16 protein-coding genes are annotated in these 17,451 nt (G+C 48.7%); 2 read left to right on the top strand and 14 right to left on the bottom strand.

Going from position 1 to position 17,451, the window contains the following annotated elements; all coding sequences use genetic code 11:
- From SNR34_RS14785 to SNR34_RS14775, 3 genes are all read right to left on the bottom strand, one after another.
- Positions 1-477: a DUF2975 domain-containing protein gene (locus tag SNR34_RS14785; RefSeq protein ID WP_236413916.1), complete on the bottom strand. Its 477-nt coding sequence runs from the start codon at positions 475-477 to the stop codon at positions 1-3.
- Between the two features lie 128 nt (positions 478-605).
- On the bottom strand, positions 606-1,349 hold the full coding sequence (locus SNR34_RS14780) for a hypothetical protein (RefSeq protein WP_486182460.1): 744 nt from the start codon (positions 1,347-1,349) through the stop codon (positions 606-608).
- Positions 1,350-1,504: 155 nt separating this feature from the next.
- A complete protein-coding gene (locus SNR34_RS14775) occupies positions 1,505-2,725 on the bottom strand; it encodes an MFS transporter (protein ID WP_343260667.1) in 1,221 nt (406 codons plus the stop codon).
- A gap of 239 nt (positions 2,726-2,964) precedes the next feature.
- Here SNR34_RS14775 and SNR34_RS14770 point away from each other — a divergent pair, with 239 nt between their 5' ends.
- Positions 2,965-3,831, top strand: coding sequence for a helix-turn-helix transcriptional regulator (locus tag SNR34_RS14770; protein ID WP_486182273.1), 867 nt, complete (start codon positions 2,965-2,967; stop codon positions 3,829-3,831).
- Positions 3,832-3,967: 136 nt separating this feature from the next.
- Here SNR34_RS14770 and SNR34_RS14765 read toward each other — a convergent pair whose 3' ends face one another.
- The 8 genes from SNR34_RS14765 to nikA form a co-directional block, all read right to left on the bottom strand.
- Positions 3,968-6,361: an ABC transporter ATP-binding protein/permease gene (locus SNR34_RS14765; RefSeq protein ID WP_486182272.1), complete on the bottom strand. Its 2,394-nt coding sequence runs from the start codon at positions 6,359-6,361 to the stop codon at positions 3,968-3,970.
- A gap of 103 nt (positions 6,362-6,464) precedes the next feature.
- Entirely contained in the window at positions 6,465-7,151 is a 687-nt protein-coding gene (locus SNR34_RS14760) for a response regulator transcription factor (protein ID WP_339278121.1), read from the bottom strand.
- The gene (locus SNR34_RS14755; protein WP_486182271.1) at positions 7,129-8,586 is read right to left on the bottom strand and encodes a sensor histidine kinase; all 1,458 of its coding nucleotides are present in this window, start codon (positions 8,584-8,586) and stop codon (positions 7,129-7,131) included. Before SNR34_RS14755 ends, SNR34_RS14760 begins: the two co-directional genes overlap by 23 nt.
- Before the next feature lie 206 nt (positions 8,587-8,792).
- Complete coding sequence (locus tag SNR34_RS14750) at positions 8,793-9,512, bottom strand: ABC transporter ATP-binding protein (protein WP_486182270.1); 720 nt, start codon at positions 9,510-9,512, stop codon at positions 8,793-8,795.
- A gap of 68 nt (positions 9,513-9,580) precedes the next feature.
- Positions 9,581-10,402: an ABC transporter ATP-binding protein gene (locus tag SNR34_RS14745; protein ID WP_343260676.1), complete on the bottom strand. Its 822-nt coding sequence runs from the start codon at positions 10,400-10,402 to the stop codon at positions 9,581-9,583.
- A complete protein-coding gene (opp1C, locus tag SNR34_RS14740) occupies positions 10,374-11,285 on the bottom strand; it encodes a nickel/cobalt ABC transporter permease (RefSeq protein WP_486182269.1) in 912 nt (303 codons plus the stop codon). The genes SNR34_RS14745 and opp1C overlap by 29 nt, the downstream gene beginning before the upstream one ends.
- Positions 11,282-12,214 (bottom strand): nickel/cobalt ABC transporter permease, encoded by a 933-nt coding sequence (gene opp1B, locus SNR34_RS14735; RefSeq protein WP_236413905.1) that lies wholly within the window; start codon positions 12,212-12,214, stop codon positions 11,282-11,284. Before opp1B ends, opp1C begins: the two co-directional genes overlap by 4 nt.
- 18 nt (positions 12,215-12,232) lie before the next feature.
- On the bottom strand, positions 12,233-13,819 hold the full coding sequence (gene nikA / locus SNR34_RS14730; protein WP_486182268.1) for a nickel ABC transporter substrate-binding protein: 1,587 nt from the start codon (positions 13,817-13,819) through the stop codon (positions 12,233-12,235).
- A gap of 392 nt (positions 13,820-14,211) precedes the next feature.
- On the opposite strand from nikA, the gene pelA reads away from it, so the two are divergent.
- On the top strand, positions 14,212-15,174 hold the full coding sequence (gene pelA / locus SNR34_RS14725; protein ID WP_486182267.1) for a pectate lyase: 963 nt from the start codon (positions 14,212-14,214) through the stop codon (positions 15,172-15,174).
- A 176-nt stretch (positions 15,175-15,350) separates the two neighbouring features.
- Here the strand turns inward: pelA and SNR34_RS14720 are convergent, their stop codons facing one another.
- The 3 genes from SNR34_RS14720 to SNR34_RS14710 are packed head-to-tail and all read right to left on the bottom strand — an operon-like array spanning position 15,351 to position 17,446.
- Positions 15,351-15,872, bottom strand: coding sequence for a TlpA family protein disulfide reductase (locus tag SNR34_RS14720; RefSeq protein ID WP_486182266.1), 522 nt, complete (start codon positions 15,870-15,872; stop codon positions 15,351-15,353).
- A gap of 31 nt (positions 15,873-15,903) precedes the next feature.
- Positions 15,904-16,629 (bottom strand): heme ABC exporter ATP-binding protein CcmA, encoded by a 726-nt coding sequence (gene ccmA, locus SNR34_RS14715; RefSeq protein WP_236413900.1) that lies wholly within the window; start codon positions 16,627-16,629, stop codon positions 15,904-15,906.
- On the bottom strand, positions 16,622-17,446 hold the full coding sequence (locus SNR34_RS14710) for an ABC transporter permease (protein WP_486182265.1): 825 nt from the start codon (positions 17,444-17,446) through the stop codon (positions 16,622-16,624). Before SNR34_RS14710 ends, ccmA begins: the two co-directional genes overlap by 8 nt.
- Positions 17,447-17,451 lie beyond the last annotated feature (5 nt).

The raw sequence follows: 17,451 nt of genomic DNA, 5'->3' as shown, positions 1-17,451 counted from the left end.
TCAAATAACGAAGTCATTCTCTGATTTGATGTCTGCAGCTTCCTGCAAGAGTCGCTGAAGAACGGCCGCAAAGACTGCTATGACCAGTGAAGCAAAGATCGGGATCATTCCGATCAAAATGAGGCCTGGCGCATCGTCTTTCTCTGCAACGAGATACACAAAGGGCATCATGAGGACATACAGGATGCTGATCGCAACGGCGCACTGTTTGATTTTCTTCAAGGCCCTCACCGAAACCTCGGAGAACGCTTGGTTCGCATCAATGTAACCCAGAAGCCGGAACGCCTGTACCAGCGCCATGAAGAAAGGGATTATCGAGACATAGGCAATCAACAACGCGGGATACAGCATGTGAGCATATTCAGGATTTGCCGGATGATTCATGAACCAATACAGTCCAAAAACGCCCAAAACCAGAACCGGAATCCCAATCAACAGGACGGCTGCCTTCAGAAAAATGGTTGAACCTCGTTTCACTTTTAAACACCTCGCTTGTTTTCGTGAAATGAATGTATCATGAAATTTATCGTTTTACAATAAATTATTGTTGTTTAACAAAATATTATTATTCTTTTAAAATAAAAAAAACAGCTGCGGAATGTTTGTTACATTCCTGCAGCTGCTTTAATTTGTTGTCTTTGTGACATGATCAACCTCTTTAATTTTTCCGTCCCAAACGCTCCGTCCGTAAAGGCATTTGCTTTTGGATAAAACACCATCCTGAATGATGTGCCGTCCTGCAGGTGCACGCGCAAAAAAACGCCGGACTCATGTTTTGCTTTTTTATAAACCTCATCGAACCCGACATATTTCAAGGGAATCAGTTCGCTAATGAAGTCCGCTGCCGCATCTTTAGAGAAGTCGCCGATCCTACTGCCGTCAATGCCGCTTTCGAGGCTAACTTTCTGCACTTTGCCTTCAATATCCAAAAGGTCACCCAGCGTGCTGGCATTAGGGTTATCGTCGGCTTGGTAAATCTTACCATCTGCGACAACGCGGAATTGCGATTGATACCCTTTTAATTCACGCACTTCCGTTCCGATGGGCAGAAATGCAGCATCCCCGTTTTGGGATACGTGGTCTGAGCAAGCATGACCGCTCAACGTGTAATTGACCTCCCCTACCTTATCCCCGATTTGCTCCGGCTTGATGACCATTGTTTCATCGCTGTTTCGGACATAGGTAATCTCGTTGATGATCATAAAATCAACCCAGTCAACCACTTCCTTGCATGCTGACTTCGACGTCTCCTGCCCTTTTTTCACAGTATTGCAACCAACGAGAAACATCAGAACTAAAAATACCGTCATTAGCAATCGACCATATTTCATCGTTTTTATGTAAATCACCTCAACCAATAAACGAGTGGCGGAAGCAGAATGTTACCGCTTCATGTCTATTTTTTGTTCGCTGAGGCAAAGCTCGTTTCCCAAGCCCCAATTCTTGAAAACGAAAAAAGTCGCCATCATCGCGACTTTTCCTGGAATGACATCTGTTGTTCTACTCATTGGTACTGGGATTGAGGTAACACCTTTGGTGTACTTTTGTCGTCTTCAGGTTTCAATTGAATCGAGCTTTGACATACTCTCGTAATGACAAATGCCAGCAAAGCCAGGATCACGGCAACCGGAGGCACCCAGTTGACGCCGCCCAGATTAACGGCAAGTCCGCCGACACCGGAGCCGAGCGCGATGCCCACGTTAGCAGCAACAGGCAGCAGCGTCGAAGCAAACGGCTTGGAGTTCGGAGCAATCGCTCCGGTTACCTCGAACAGGTACAGCTGGGATGCCGCGCTCATTGAGGAGGATAAGCAGCCGATCAGGAACAAACACGCCAAGCCGAGCCAAAGTTGGGACACGGCGAAGCTGAGCCCAAGAAAGACGGCAGCCTGGATGACAAACAGCCACTTGAGCTTGGTCATAAAATCGCCCTTGGCGATTTTTGCGCCGATCCAGTTACTCAAAATGCTGCAGGCTCCATAGATGAGAAGCACGGCGCTGATCCAGCGTTCAGGCACGCCCATGGACTGTCCCAGCAGCGGCGTGATATACGTAAATGTCACGAAAATACAGCTGTTTCCAAGCACCGGAATCAAGCAGGCCAGCAAAATGCGCGGTTTCATAAAGAGCGTCATCTGATCGCTGAACGAACCGACGATCGTCGTCGTTTGGCGCGGAAGCACGCGAAACATCAACGCAAACGGCAGAGCGCCGATACATGCCGTAACCACGAAGGTCATGGACCAGTTCAAATGCTGGCCGATAAAGGTACCCAGCGGAACGCCAAGCACGTTGGCGATGGAAAAGCCGCCCAAGATCCAAGCGATGGCTTCCCCTCTGCGTTCCCGGCTGACCGCATCGTTGGCAATCGAGATCGAAAGCGATATCGTAAGCCCGCAAGCGATGGCCGAAACGATGCGAATCGCCATCAAGGAAGCAAATGACGTCGAAAACACGGTCAGCAAATTCAAGGCAAGCACAATCGCAAAGCCAATCAATATGGAGCTTCTTCTCGATATTTTGGCCAGAAACGCAACCGCAAACGGCGTTCCGATCGCATAGGCGATGGCAAAACCGGACACCAGCGTTCCTGCGGCTGCCAGCGACACTTGCATGTAACTTTCTATTTCCTTCAGCACGCCAACGATCACATATTCGGTCGTCCCCAATACAAAGCTGACGAGCGTGAGTATTAAAATAAGTAAATTTTCACTTTTTCTGGTCATTTATAAACCCTCACTATTCCTTTCTAATGTTGCAAGCGCTTTATTTTCTTGAACAGACCTCTTTTTATAATAATTTTGCTTTCCCTTCCTTTCAGTTTCAATATATATTACTTATTGGATAGTGAAATTGTACTGTCAGACATGAAAAGCGACAATCAAGGTTGTTGTGATGTTGTCTCAAAACATTATATATGTTGTCATTTCAATTCAGATTGTTGAAGGGAAGACATTAATCATTAATGAATACACGCCATGAATCCGGCCATCGGCATGAGGATCAGGATTGCATCATTATTTATGTAGGCAAGCTGGCCGACCATCCTCATTGGAGTTTTCCAACGCATAAGCATGACGATTTGCACGAGATCATCTACGTCAATGACGGCAAAGGTTCGTTTACCATCAATGGGATCAATCATTTGGCCCAAAAGGGAGATCTGCTCATTTACAACAGAGGGACGCTGCACGAAGAAAAGTCGAACCCGGATTTCCCGTTATCGACGCTGTATTGCGGCTTCCGTTTCAAGGAAGGTACCCGCGTAAATCATGATTGGGTCGTTCCCCCGGGCAGTGAACCCATCCTTCGCGCGAACCGTTATTCGGAAGAAATCCGCTCCTTGATGCAAACCTTGTTTAATGAATTTTCGATTCGTGAAGACGGTTACGAGGTGGTGTCCCAGCATGTACTCAAAGCACTGTTAATGATCATTGAGCGCATGTCACGCCATCAGCTTGCCACCGGAGAAATTGTTCGCGGCAACACGCTCGCCGAAAGCATCAAAGATTATCTGGACACGAACTATCGGCAAAACATCAAGCTGAAGGACCTGGCGGAACAGTTCCATATCGACTTCTATTATTTGATCCATATGTACAAAAATCGTTACGGGACTTCCCCCTATCATTACTTAATTCAGCGGCGGATGGGCGAAGCGACCCGTCTTCTCGTTTCGACCAATAAAAAGATATGGGAAATTGCTAAGCTGGTCGGCTACGACAACCCGAACTACTTCACGATTCTTTTTACGAAAACGGTTGGCGAATCCCCGCGCAGTTTCCGCAAACAAAATCAAAAGGACATGTTTGGCGATCATGCATCCGATTAACCAAAAAAAAGCAGCCTTCCTTGGATCAATGTCATTAAGTTTAGAACTTATCTTAAGGACATTGATCTTTGGATGGCTGCTTTTGGTTAACGTTCAAATGTTACATGCAATGTTCAGTCAACATCGGTCAAGCGCGTTACTCCGTTCTTAAAGCAATGACCGGGTCTTTTTTGGTTGCCGATCTAGCCGGAATCATCCCCGCGATCAGGGTCAAAAGCATGCTGCCAATGATTAGTATGGCGGAATGGGTTACCGTCAATTGGGCAATCCCCTCAATGCTCAGCAGATTAGCGATCACGCTGTTGATGACCAAAGTCAACAGGTAAGAAATGACAATTCCCAGCGTTCCGGCCACAAGACCAACGATTAACGTCTCCGCGTTAAACAAGCGGGAAATGTCTTTTTTTCTTGCTCCGATGCTGCGCAATATACCGATTTCCTTGGTGCGCTCCAATACGGAGACATACGTGATGATTCCGATCATGATGGTCGAGACGACGAGAGAAATTGCGGCAAAACCGATCAATACATAGGATACCGTATCCAGCACGGTCTGAATAGCCGATCCGATCATCTCGGACATGTCCGTGTATACGATCCGGTCCTCTTCCGATTTGCCTTCATTATACGCATCCAGATACTGTTTGATTTCATCCTTGCCACCAAAGTCTTTTGGATAAATGCTAATGCTTGAAGGTGTCGTGACCGCACCCAGCGCTCTCAGGCGAGCATCCTTGGCCTGTTCATTGGCAAAAGGAGTATTCAAAACGACATCCCGATCGGAAGCCTGCTGCGCCAGGGCAATCGCTGATTTTCCGGAATCGTTCACAATATAGTCCGTCAGCTTCGGCGTGTATACGATTCCTTCGGACAAGTATCCGCTGGATGATGCATTTCCGTCTTTCAATCTCAAAATGCCTGTGATCGTCAACTCCATCCCATCTGCATCCTCATACAATTCGGGATACGACTCAGCTGTTGCCGGAGCAAAAATGCCGTTCTCCTTTTCTGTATAAAATTGATCGTTCGGAACGATCTTCAATATTTTTTTGCCGATAAAGTCGCTAAGTTTATACTCTTCATTCTCTGTGAAGATACCCAATTTCTCAAAAAACGCTTGATCCAATCGGTTGTAAGAATCAACGACGAGGGCAACTTCATTTTCAGCCGTCGGATAACGGCTGCCCTCTCCAATGAAATCATAGAGGGAAGTAATGAATTCTTCATTGTCCGGAAGCTCCTGCCAATAGGTCGGGGCGGCCCCGAATCCCGGGGACATGTCAGACGAAGCGTTCACCGTAGTCTCAAATCTCACGACATCCTTGTCGCCTTTAGCGAGTATGTTCATATCAACGTCACGGCCGTAGGTTACCGCATTTACAGCACCGGGTAGTTCTTGTCCTATTTTGGAGACATAATCGAAATAACTCGCAGTCAATACGTTGGTATGCTGTTGCGTGTTCGCCGCGCTGTCGTGCGAATAAAGAACATCCCCGTTTGGAAATTCATCGTCTTCCCCACCGCTATTTCCTGTGAGTATGCCTGCTGCCGAATCCGGCGGTCCTTCGATTTGCTGCACATTCTCGGATATGGTCAGCGGGAATCCCGCCAGCGTTTCGGATTGCATTTTGGATATGTAATTGGATAAACCGGTGGATAGGGCTAATACAAGGGCAACGCCGATAATGCCGATGCTGCCTGCAAACGAGGTGATGAGCGTCCGCCCTTTTTTCGTCAGCAAGTTTTTGAAAGACAACGAGGCAGCTGTCACCAGGGACATTGAGGTTTTACCCAAGCTAAGTTTCTCAGCTCCGGACGAGCTCTGCTGCTCATATCCTGTTTTGTCGTTCAACATCGGATTGCTGTCCGACTGCACTTCTCCATCCCGCAAATGAATGATTCTGCTGCTGTATTCCTCAGCCAAGTCGGCGTTGTGGGTAACCATAATAACCAATTTCGTTTTGGAGATGTCTTTGAGGATCTCCATGACTTGAACGCTGGTTTGACTATCGAGTGCTCCCGTCGGTTCGTCAGCCAAAATGATGTCCGGATCGTTGACCAGCGCCCTGGCAATGGCAACCCGCTGCATCTGTCCGCCCGACAATTGATTCGGTCTTTTATCCAGCTTGCTGCCGAGGCCCACGGATTCCAAAGCCGCTTTGGCTTTTTGTTTCCGTTCCGAAACAGGTACTCCCGACAATGTCATGGCAATTTCCACGTTTTGTAGAATCGTTTGATGAGCGATCAGATTATAATTTTGAAATACAAATCCGATGGAATGATTGCGGTAAGCATCCCAATCCCGATCCTTGAAATGTTTGGTCGATCGCCCGCCAAGCGAAAGGTCTCCCTCATCATAACGGTCCAGTCCGCCCACGATGTTAAGCAGCGTTGTTTTGCCGCAACCTGAAGGTCCCAGGATCGAAACGAATTCGCTTTCCCTGAATTCCAGGGATATCCCCTTTAACGCCTGCACGGTTTCACCGCTATGGTATGATTTCTTGATGTCTGTCAGCCTTAACTTGCTCAATATGACTTCCCCCTTCATTTGATGTCTGAGCTCATCATAACAGCAGAATTTAAACTGACAGGGGGAAAGTGTTTAATAAAAGGTAAACCAATGTTCAAATCTCTTATAACCTGAATCGATAACCTGCACCCCAAATGGTCTGAATGTAAGTCGGATTCTGAGGGTCCTGTTCGATCTTCTCGCGCAACCGATTAATGTGTACGGCAACCGTCTTGAGATCACCGATCGCGTCCATCCCCCATATCCGTTCGTACAACTGCTCTTTGCTAAACACGATGTCCGGATTCGAGACCAAGAACAATAACAATTCAAATTCTTTATTTTTGAACTCAACCTCCTGCTGATAGACGAAAACCCGATGGGTTAACCTGTTGATACGAATGGGACCGGCTTCGACTTCGCGAGAGTGCTTGGCTCCACCATTGGTTAAGCGGTCGTATTGCGACAAGTTGGCCTTCACGCGGGCAATCAACTCCGTTGGTGAAAACGGCTTGGCGATGTAATCGTCCGCACCCAGACCGAGCCCGCGAACCTTGTCCGACACTTCATTTTTGGCCGTAACCATAATAATGGGAATATTCGTCTTCTCGCGGATAGCTCTGCACAGGTCATATCCAGACATACCGGGCAGCATGAGATCAAGAAGAATCAGGTCATACTCTCCGGAAGCCAAAAGCAAGCCCTCATGTCCGTCCGTCGCAATGCTCGTTTCGAAACCTTCGATCTCCAAAAAGTCCCGTTCAATTTCGGCGATGGCCGTATCGTCTTCAATGATTAAGATTCTCTTCATCGTCTTCTCCTTTTACGCCCTTGTATTTGGGAATCGTTATAATAATCGAAAGTCCAGCCCTTGGCTCCAGTTCCGCATGAATGCGTCCGCCCAGCCGTTCAATCACTTTGCTGGAAATGGCCAATCCCAGACCGCTGCCCAGATCAGGCCTCTTCCGTGATGCATCACTGCGGTAGAACACGTCAAATAACTTGCCCAATTCTTCAGGAGATACCCCTGGACCATTGTCCGTTAAACGCATTTCTACCCATTGTTCATTTTCCATCCATGTGATGGTTACGTCGACGCGCTCTTTGTCTTTATACTTTAGACTATTTTCCAGAACATTTTGAATCACATTGCGGAATTGCACCACATCGATCAGCGTCTCGGCTTGCGGAAATTGCTGTTCATAGTGAAGATTCAGCCCTTTGGGGCTGTACTCTACTTCGAAAGCAGCCATGGTTCTCTTCATTTCAGCACCGATGTCTACAAGCTCCATGTACAGCGGGAAATCGCCGATATCCAGTTTGGAGAACAAGAAAAGCTGTTTAATGATGTGTTCCAGGCTTGCCGTTTTGGCTTTAATCGTATCAAAATATTTCATTCGCATCTGTGGCGTGGTCGCCACACCTTTCTCCAGCCCTTCCAAGTACGCTTTGATGGAAGTTAACGGTGTGCGCAAGTCATGGGAAATACCCGCGATCAGCTCCCGGCGATTAATTTCGTTCTTTTTTCGCTCTTCGACCATGTTGGATAACTGTTCTGCCATGTCATTGAATTCCACACACACGGAAGCAAACTCATCCTGTTTATCGTAATGAATCCGATACTTCAAATTCCCGTCCCGAAGCTGATGCACGCCGTCCACGATGATCTGAATCGGATCCATGATGCTGCGGAAAACAAACTTCGTCAATGCCCTGTTCGTCACGATGGCCACGACTATGAGGATCGTCAGCATCAAAGCTCCGCCATATATCCGTTTCTCGAATGTGTCATGGTTATTGACCGTAAAATTAGAATCACTCAGTACAAGCGCATAATCCCCCGCTTCGGCCCGGTAAACAGCGAGCTGGTCGGTCACGATAATCACGTTGGATTGGGAATGATTCATGTCAGGCATTTCAACGTTAGTCGATGAAACCGGATAAATCCGATGTTGCCCCTGATACAGTGACAAGTTCATCCCCGTTCCCTCGTTCTGACGGTTGAATTCGTCTATATCGGACTGAATGGGTTCCTTGCTGGTGACGGATTTTTGCTTTGCGGCCAGCTCTTCGACCTTTTCCATGCGTTTCGAAAACAGTTCTCCATAATTCAAAGGAGGTTTCTCGCGAATTCCCGTGATCCCTGTGTAGATTAACATCAGGCAAATACTCGTCAAGATCAAAAGCAAAACCGGCATGACCAGCATCAGGAAGTTGGAGATGTAGAGTCGGCGTTTTACGCTCATGGTTATACGTCTTCCTCTCAAGGTAGTTAGAACCATTATAATGTAAAATGGTAAACCATCCGGGAACGAAACGTAAACTAATGGTAAACCGCCGCTGTTCTTACGACTAGCATACTTTTGTTCCTGATAAACTGAAAACCAAAAAAGACGCTAATCAGCGTCTTAAACAGGTCCATTCTCTACATTTCGAAGATGATCAAACCGGATCACAAGCTCTTCTCCCCGTTATAATCGGATTTAAAAGGAATGATCGATTCCAGCAAATGATTGACGTAATCGCTCTCCGCGCACGTAAAATGATTGCAGTCCAATTCTTCGATGATGCGTCCATCCCGCAAAAAAGCCAAACGGTTGCAAAGATAGGCTACGGCTTGAAGGTCATGGGCGATAAACAAATAACTTAATCGAAATTCGGACTGCAGGTCCTTCAGCAACGTTAGAATCTGAGCTTGTACCGACACATCCAGGGAGCTGATCGCTTCATCCAGAACGACGTATTTCGGGCGGGTCGTCAATGCACGGGCAATGCAAACCCGCTGCAGTTGTCCTCCGCTCAATTCATGCGGATGCCTGCTTAAGACGTCGGCAGGAAGCTGTACTTTTCCAACCAGCGATGCAATCCACTGCGTTCGTTCAACCTGGTTTGTTTTCATGTCGCCCAACATGTTCAGCGGTTCCTCTATGATCTGTCCGATCGTCCAGTTCGGATTGACCGATGTGCGGTAGTCCTGGAACACCACGCTAATCTTGCCTTTATTCTGTCTGATCCATTTCTTGTGCGGCACACCGTCGATTTGGATTTCGCCTCCATCATGCTGTTCCAAACCAAGCAGCATGCGGGATAACGTGCTTTTGCCGCTGCCGCTTTCTCCGATGATTCCGAGGCAGTCGCCCTCGTTCAGATGAAAACTGACATCTGTCAGCACATTTTTTTGGACGGGACGAAGGAATTTTCCGGGCATTTTATACCTTTTCTTGACGTGCTTTACGGATATCATGGTTTAGCTTTCACTCCACTCAGCAAAGAATCGTTAAAGCTGTTCGTCAGCTGCAGGCGGGTATTCACCAAATACTGCGTGTACGCATGTTTCGGATCATTGAAAACGGTTGATGTTACGCCTTGTTCGACGATCTCCCCATCCTTCATGACGATCACGTTGTCCGCCAATCGCTGTACGACGCCCAAATCATGCGAGATCAGGATCATCGTTGTGCCCGTCAGCTCCTTCAAGGAACGGAATTGCTTGACGACCTCCAGCTGATTGATGGAATCCAGTGCGGTCGTCGGTTCATCCGCGATGATCACGTCGGGTTTCATGACAAGGGCAATGGCGATCATGCATCGCTGAAGCATGCCTCCCGAAAGCTCATGGGGATAGCTGCCATAAACGGTACGCGGTTCCTGGAAATTCATCATTTCAAGGCTTTCCAGACTCAGCCGCTCCGCTTCTCTCTTTGGAACCTTGAGCAATTGTACGAATGTTTGGTTCATCTGGGCTCCGATTTTTTCAATCGGATTGAAGGCCGTCATGGCGTCCTGCAAAATCATGCTGATTTTTTTGCCGCGAATCGATCTTCTACGCTTGTCGTTATCCTCCAGGAGGTTGCGATTCTCGAAAAGAACTTCACCTTCCGAACGGATCCAGCGCGGATTCACGCCCATGATTTCCCGAACCGTCATGGATTTCCCGCTGCCGCTCTCCCCCACGATCCCCAGGCATGTTTGCTGTTCCACCGTAAAAGAAGCATCCTTGACGATGACCTTGTTGGTTTTGGTATCTATGATATTAAGATGGTTTACGGTCAAGATGGACATCATTGATCTTCCTCTCTCTGCCGAATCGGAACAGCTTTCGTTGTCGTTTGCGGCCAGTGACGTAAGATTGGGCGTTCAGCGCATGCTGCATGCTGTCCCCCAGGAAATTCAGCGCGGCAACGACAAGCAGGATCGTAACGCCCGCAGGTATCATTTGCCATGGATTCGTGAACAAAACGTTTTTCGCTTCATTCAGCATCATGCCCCATTCCGGCACGGGTGCCTGTACGCCCAATCCAAGGAACGACAGTGAAGAAATGCTCAGGATGACCCAGCCCATTTCCAGCGTCGAATGCGTGGTGAGTTCGCCGGAGATGCCCGGAAGAATGTGTTTTCTCATGATATATAAAGAAGAGCCTTGGTGAACCTGGGCGAACTTCACGTAATTTTTGGCACGGTACTGCTGCACGCTGCTGTAGATCATCCGCGTGTACCAGGCCCATTTGGACAAGATGTTGGCGATGACGATATTGACGATCCCCGGACCCAGTATGCCGACAATGGACAAGATCATGACCTCGGACGGAAAGGATAACATCACGTCGCAGAACCGCAGAATGACCTCGCGCACTTTTCCGTTGGAATACCCGGCCATCAAGCCAAAGATCAATCCCGACACAATGGTCACGATCATGGCCAGGAATGCGTAGAAAAAGGTTGTACGAATGCCGAACAACAAACGCGACAGCAAATCCCGACCCAAATGATCGGTGCCGAGCCAATAATCCGCGCTTGGCGGGGAGAGCTTTACGGCGACATTGACCAAGGTTGGATCATAGGGTGCAAGGAGAGGGGCACACAGGCCGGCCAGCGTAACCATGGACAGAAATGCAAGGCACACCATGCCCAGTCGATCACCGCGCAAACGTTTGAAAAAACTCATTTTGCTTCCCTCCGTAATCTCGGGTCGATCAGCACGATCAGGATGTCCACAATCAGGTTGCACACGATGAACAGCACAGCCATCATGAAGATGTACGCCTGGATCACGGGAACATCGGAATTGAATATCGCTTTGACGCACAATCTGCCGATTCCCGGCCAGGCGAATATGTTTTCGACGACGACCGTACCCGCGATTAACCGTGGAACGGACATGCCGAATGCCGTCAAGGAGGACTGGATCGAATTCGTGAAGATTTTCCATGTGATCGTGCTTTGCTTCAAACCGCGCACCTTGGCGTAAAGGACGAAATTTTCATGTTTGTTCTGAACCATGTTATTGCGTATCAAGCGCACATACGTCGATAGAAACGTAAGCGACAGCGTGACCGCAGGAAGAATGATCGATGTCGGTCCCTCCATACCACTGGTCGGCAGGAGTCCCAGGTGCACCGAGAAATACCACATCAGCAGCAAGCCGATCCAGAAACTCGGCATGGCGGCAAGCACGAATACGATGCCCCTCAGGAAACGATCCTGCCACCGGTTCTCGAACACGCTGCACAATATGCCGATCGACATGCTGAAGATGACGATGATCGCCAGCGTTGCTGCTGCCAGCTGCAAGGTTGGCGGAATCGCCTGCCGCAATTCCTCCAATACGGGTTTGTTGTTGACATAACTCGTGCCGAACTCCCCGTTAAAACTGTCAACGATCCAGTTCTTGTACCGCACGAGGAACGGCTGATTCAGGCCCAGCTCCTCGCGCATGCTCTGCACCATCTCGTCCGTCGGCGTAATCTGGTTGACGCGCAAGGCAATTTCCGCCGGATCGCTTGTCCTTAAGTTGATCAGAATGAATGCCAGGAAGGTAACCAGCACAAGCAGCGGGATGGCGCCGATGATTCGTTTGCTCAGGTATGCTTTCATCGTTCGACTCGCTCTCTGTTATTGAAAATACATCTTTTCAAACGGAATTTCGTATTGCGACACATTGAAATCCACGCCCTGCAAACGATCCGAGTGAATGGCTTTCACGACCGAATACGTCAAAGGCAAATACACGGCTTCGTCATGCACGTAAGTAAAGATTTCTTTGTATTTTTCCGCTCGCGCGGCCTCGTCCTGTTCAAGCAAAACTTCGCTAATGGTTTGATCCAACCAAGCTTTCTTTTCCAATCCCGCTTGGGCTTGGTAATCGCCGTGGGAAGGTACGCGCCATGTGGAGACGTACGTTTGCGGGTCATACGGCAGTCCCCAAGACAGGGAATATTGCAAATCAAAATCGCCGGATTTTTGGCGGTCAAAGTAAGCTTGCTTTTCTTCACCCAAAATTTCGAGTTCCACCCCGATCGCTTTCAGATCGCTTTGCATGGATTCGCCGATCGTTTTTTCTTGCGCATTGTCCGAGTTATACGAGAGCAGCAGATGAAGCTTCTGCCCGTTTTTGTAGCGGTAACCGTCATCCGATTTTACCCATCCTGCTTGATCGAGCAATTGCTCGGCCTGGTTGGCGTCGTAAGAACGGATGCTCAAATCGATGTTTGCATACGGCGTGGCCTTGGACATTAACGTATCCGCGATCTGTTCCGTATCGTTCAGAATGCCTGTAGCGATCGTCCGTTTGTTGATGGCATATTGCAGTGCTTCGCGTACGAGCTTGTCCTTCGTGAACGCGCGATTGCTGTTCAGCAGGATCGAGCGCGATCCGGACGGATGACTGATTTTCGTCGCGTATTTTCCACCCTCTTGCAGTGCGCTGAACGCATTGGCGTCCAGCATGTCGCCGTCGGCTCCGAAGATCAGGTCCACTTCGCCGTTTTGCAATCCCAGCAGGATCGTTTGATGATCCGGCATGACCTTCCAACGCACTTGTTTGATTTTGGGCTGCTCTCCCCAGTAGCGTTCATTGGAAGCAAACAAGGCATATTGATTGTCTTTGTGCTCCGTCAGTATGTATGGTCCGGTCCCGGCATAACCGTTTACCCCGTTCGCGGTCGTGCCGTCGATGAAGCTTTTGGGGGAGATCATGCGGAACGGTCTTGTCAGCCCCAGCTCTTCCAAAGTCGGATAATAAGGGTGCTTTAACGTCAATGCCAATGTGTGTTCGTCCACCACTTTCGTGTTGTCGATTTCCTGCACCAGATTGAGCCAGGCGTTCTTATCGTAATTGGACACGACAGCATCGATATTTTTCTTTACGGCCTCGGCATTGAAGGCTTCGCCATCGCTAAATACAACGTTTTTGCGCAAATGAAAGGTATATGTCAAACCATCCGGGGAGATTTCCCAGCTTTCGGCCAATTTAGGCTGCACGCCGTCCGCAGTATTCACGACGAGTGATTCAAAAACCATATTTTGCGCCGCCAATTCTCCGCCCGTCAGATGCGGATTAATGTCGCGAATATCTTTGGTGCTGGCAAAAACCAATTCGTCCTTGGCGGCTCCAGCTTCGTCATCCTGGTTAGCCTGCTGTCCACAACCGGTTAACACCACCAGCAAAAGCACCATTCCCATCAAAAATGTAGACTTCATGTTTTCCTCCTGAAAATTAATCGTAATAATAACGATTAAGATCGTAGCACAAACTTTGCTCATTCACAATGCATTTTTTGAAAATAAATGTGTACTTCCATTTTATTGTGAAACTATATTCATATAAAATTTGTATATTATCCCTATACGTCTATATGATTCAATTTAATTAAAGATTATCTCTGATGAACAATATATTCAAAATATACACCCATATGGTATGTGCAAAGATTGATATTTTTTAAAGTTTTGCATAAAATGAGCTTGTCCATATCCACAAATTGGAATGGACATGATGAAAATGGTTATCCAGAATCAAAAAAAGGAGGCTGTAGCAGCGGTAATCGATATTTTGGAACCGTTATCATTTTAAACTTAGGAGGGTATACGAGATGTTGAACGCGAAAAAAACGGTGACTTCTTTGATGATGGCCTGTGCCCTGGCACTTCCTGTTGTCGGAACGGCAATTCTACCTGCGGGGCAAGTCTATGCGGCGGATGCATCCGGAACGACGGCGAGCATTTCCGATATTTTGAAAAACCAGCGTCCTGACGGAGGATGGAGAAAAGATTACAAAGAAACGAGCGGAGAATGGGCAAAATCCACGATCGATAACAAAGCTACATATTCTGAAATCCGAAGACTTGCCAGCGAATTTAAAAAGACCAACAATCCCCAATATTCCGCTGCAGCGATCAAAGGCATCAACTTTTTGCTGAACATGCAGTATGCCAACGGCGGATGGCCTCAAATTTACCAAAGCTCGGGTTACCACAAACACATCACCTATAATGACGACGCGATGATCAATGTCATGTACCTGCTGGATGAAGTCGCTAACCGCAAGGGAGATTTCTCCTTTATTGACAGTTCCCTGGCCGATCGCAGCCGGAATGCCGTTAACAAAGGCGTAGATGCCATTCTGAATACACAGGTCGTCGTTGGCGGCAAGCTGACGGCTTGGGGACAGCAGCATGATTCCAGCACGTTGAAACCAGCGGGAGCACGGATATACGAAGTTCCCTCCCTCTCCGCCGCAGAGAGCAGTACTATCGTAAAATTCCTGAAAACACGCCCGGCCAATGCCAAGATTACCGCGTCCATTAACGGTGCCCAGGCTTGGTTTGACAAGGTCAAGATGACGGGCATCAAATTCGTGAGAGAAAACGGGGACGGCAAAGTCATTAAAGACTCCAGCATCACAACGCCGCTGTGGGCACGTTTCTATGAAATCGGCACGGACAAGCCAATCTTTGTCGGCCGCGACGGGATTGTCAGATACAATCTCAGCGATATCGACCAGGAGAGACGGGCCGGCTACGCCTGGTACGGCAACTGGCCATCCAAAATCTAAGTTGAATGCACGGGATCGCCTCGCGGTCTGAACCATCTTCCGGTCCCTGTGTCAATATGACTAAAACAGCTGCGCTCGAAGCAAATCCCAACGCTTCGGACGCAGCCCTCCTTTACAACTTGATGATTCCGGCTCTCATTCTCCGGTTTCCAAAAGAGCCCGTGCCCTGCTCAAGATCAAAGCTCAGCCAGCCATCGGTCGATCGGCATGTCCTCATGCAGTTCGCCAAGAAGGATATGATCGAACGTTCCGTTCCGATCGACGATCATCGTTGCAGGCAATCCCGGCACATGGTAGGATCCCGCAATTTTGCCGGTCGCATCAATCACGACGTCAAGTTCAAAGCCGTTCTCGGCGAGATATTCGCGGACGGTCGCTTTGGACTCCCCCACATTGACGAAAATCGTCTTTACGTTTTTATTATGGGATTGGGATAAACGGTTCAATAATGGCATTTCCCTGACACAGGGAGCACACCAGGAGGCCCAAAAGTGAAGGAGCACGACCTGCCCGCGATACTGCGAAAGTTGTACTTGTTCCCCTGACAAATCGACAGCTGCAAAATCGGGAGCCGTCTCTCCCACGGCAATAATCCCCTTTTCGGCCTTCTGTCGTGAATCTGCATATGGTTGCAATACAACCGCAACCGCGCATACAACTGCTGCAGTGATGATCGTCCAAGCCAGTGCGCGCCGCATGATTATGGATAGAAATCGCAATACGCTAACCTCACTTTAATCCCAAACTGTGGCGAAACGCAGCATGCAGCGTGCCGAATCGTTCCCGGAACCGGGACGTCGGGCCGAAGTCCGCCTGCTGGCCTTGGTTCAGAAACACCACCTCATCGGCAACGTCCTCCGCAATCTCCAATTGGTGCGTCGAGAAAACGACCATCTGCCCCTCGGCCCGGATGCCTTTCATCAACTGAGCGAATTCTTGCATCCAGTACGGGTCTAGTCCGTTCGTCGGCTCATCCATAATGAGCAGCGGCGGTTTGGACAGAACGGCTTGGGCGAAAAGCAATCTTTGCCGCATCCCTTTGGAGAACGTCGTGACGCGTTGCTTTTTGTGATTCCCGAGCCCAACCATTTCTAAAACGTCGGTCACTCTGTCCGTACCGACATTTTTCAAGTCTGCCCAGAACTGAAGCGTCTCCTCGGCGGAAAGGCTGTGGCTGAAGCGAAAATCGTCGGGCATGTATCCGATTTGCTCGGCGAAGCGTGTTCGTTTCGACTTTGGGCTTTGGCCGTTAACGTTCACTTCTCCTGAAGTGGGAAGCATAATGCCTGCTATCATGCGCAGCACGGTGCTTTTGCCTGCCCCGTTTCCGCCGCATAACGCCAGAATCTGTCCGGCATGGATGGTGAATGAAACGTTCTGCACAAGTGCCTTTCCTTTCATTACCTTGCATAACTTGTTGACGTGCACTACATAGGGCATAACGTGGTCAGCCAAGGTATCGCCTCCTTTCCCATATCCGATGAACGATCAGCATGGACAAGGCAATCCAAATGCATAAGGCAATCATGAACATTGCTGTTCCGCCGGGTTTTTGTATCCAGAAAACCCACCGATAATATTCGGGCCCGAGAATCGAACCGCCGCCAAGCTTAATGACAACGAACAGTCTGACGAGCTCTGCCGGGTTCAGCAACGTCAAAATAGACAAAAGCGGCTGCACCCATGCGTAAGGAACGAAACCCAGGATCGCAATAAGCAGGGCTGGCCAGGCAATGACCAGGAAGAACCAGACGGAAACCGAAATGGTGAGTGCTTGCCACCGATTGCTGCAGATCGAACCAATCAATAAAGCCACCCCTACGAACATACATACCAACCCTGCTGAAAACATCGTAAACAGCCCATACGTCAACAGGTCCAATGCGTTGCCCATGAATCCGCTGACGACCCCCATAAGTCCGTAACCAAAGAAGACAATCGTAATCAGCACGCAGCACAAACCCAGGTATTTCCCGATCACGAAGGAAGACGTACGCAAAGGATAGGTGGACAACAATTGCCAAGCGCCGTCTTCCCTCTCCGACGTCAACGAAAACGATCCGATGAAGAGGGCCATCAACGGCAGCAGATAGAGAATTAAATTTAGCAAGGAACCCGTCGTACCCGAAAAACCTTCAACGACATTTTGAGCATTCAGCACCAGCAGGCTCAAACCGAACATGCAGAACAATATCAGGAACGAATAAGCCCAAGGGTTGCGGAAACCCAGTTTGATTTCCCGGTTGGCGACGTAAATCAGGTTCGAGATCATGGCAT

This window comes from Paenibacillus sp. XP01 (genome assembly GCF_057364885.1).
This window is presented reverse-complemented; position numbering and strand designations above follow the sequence as displayed.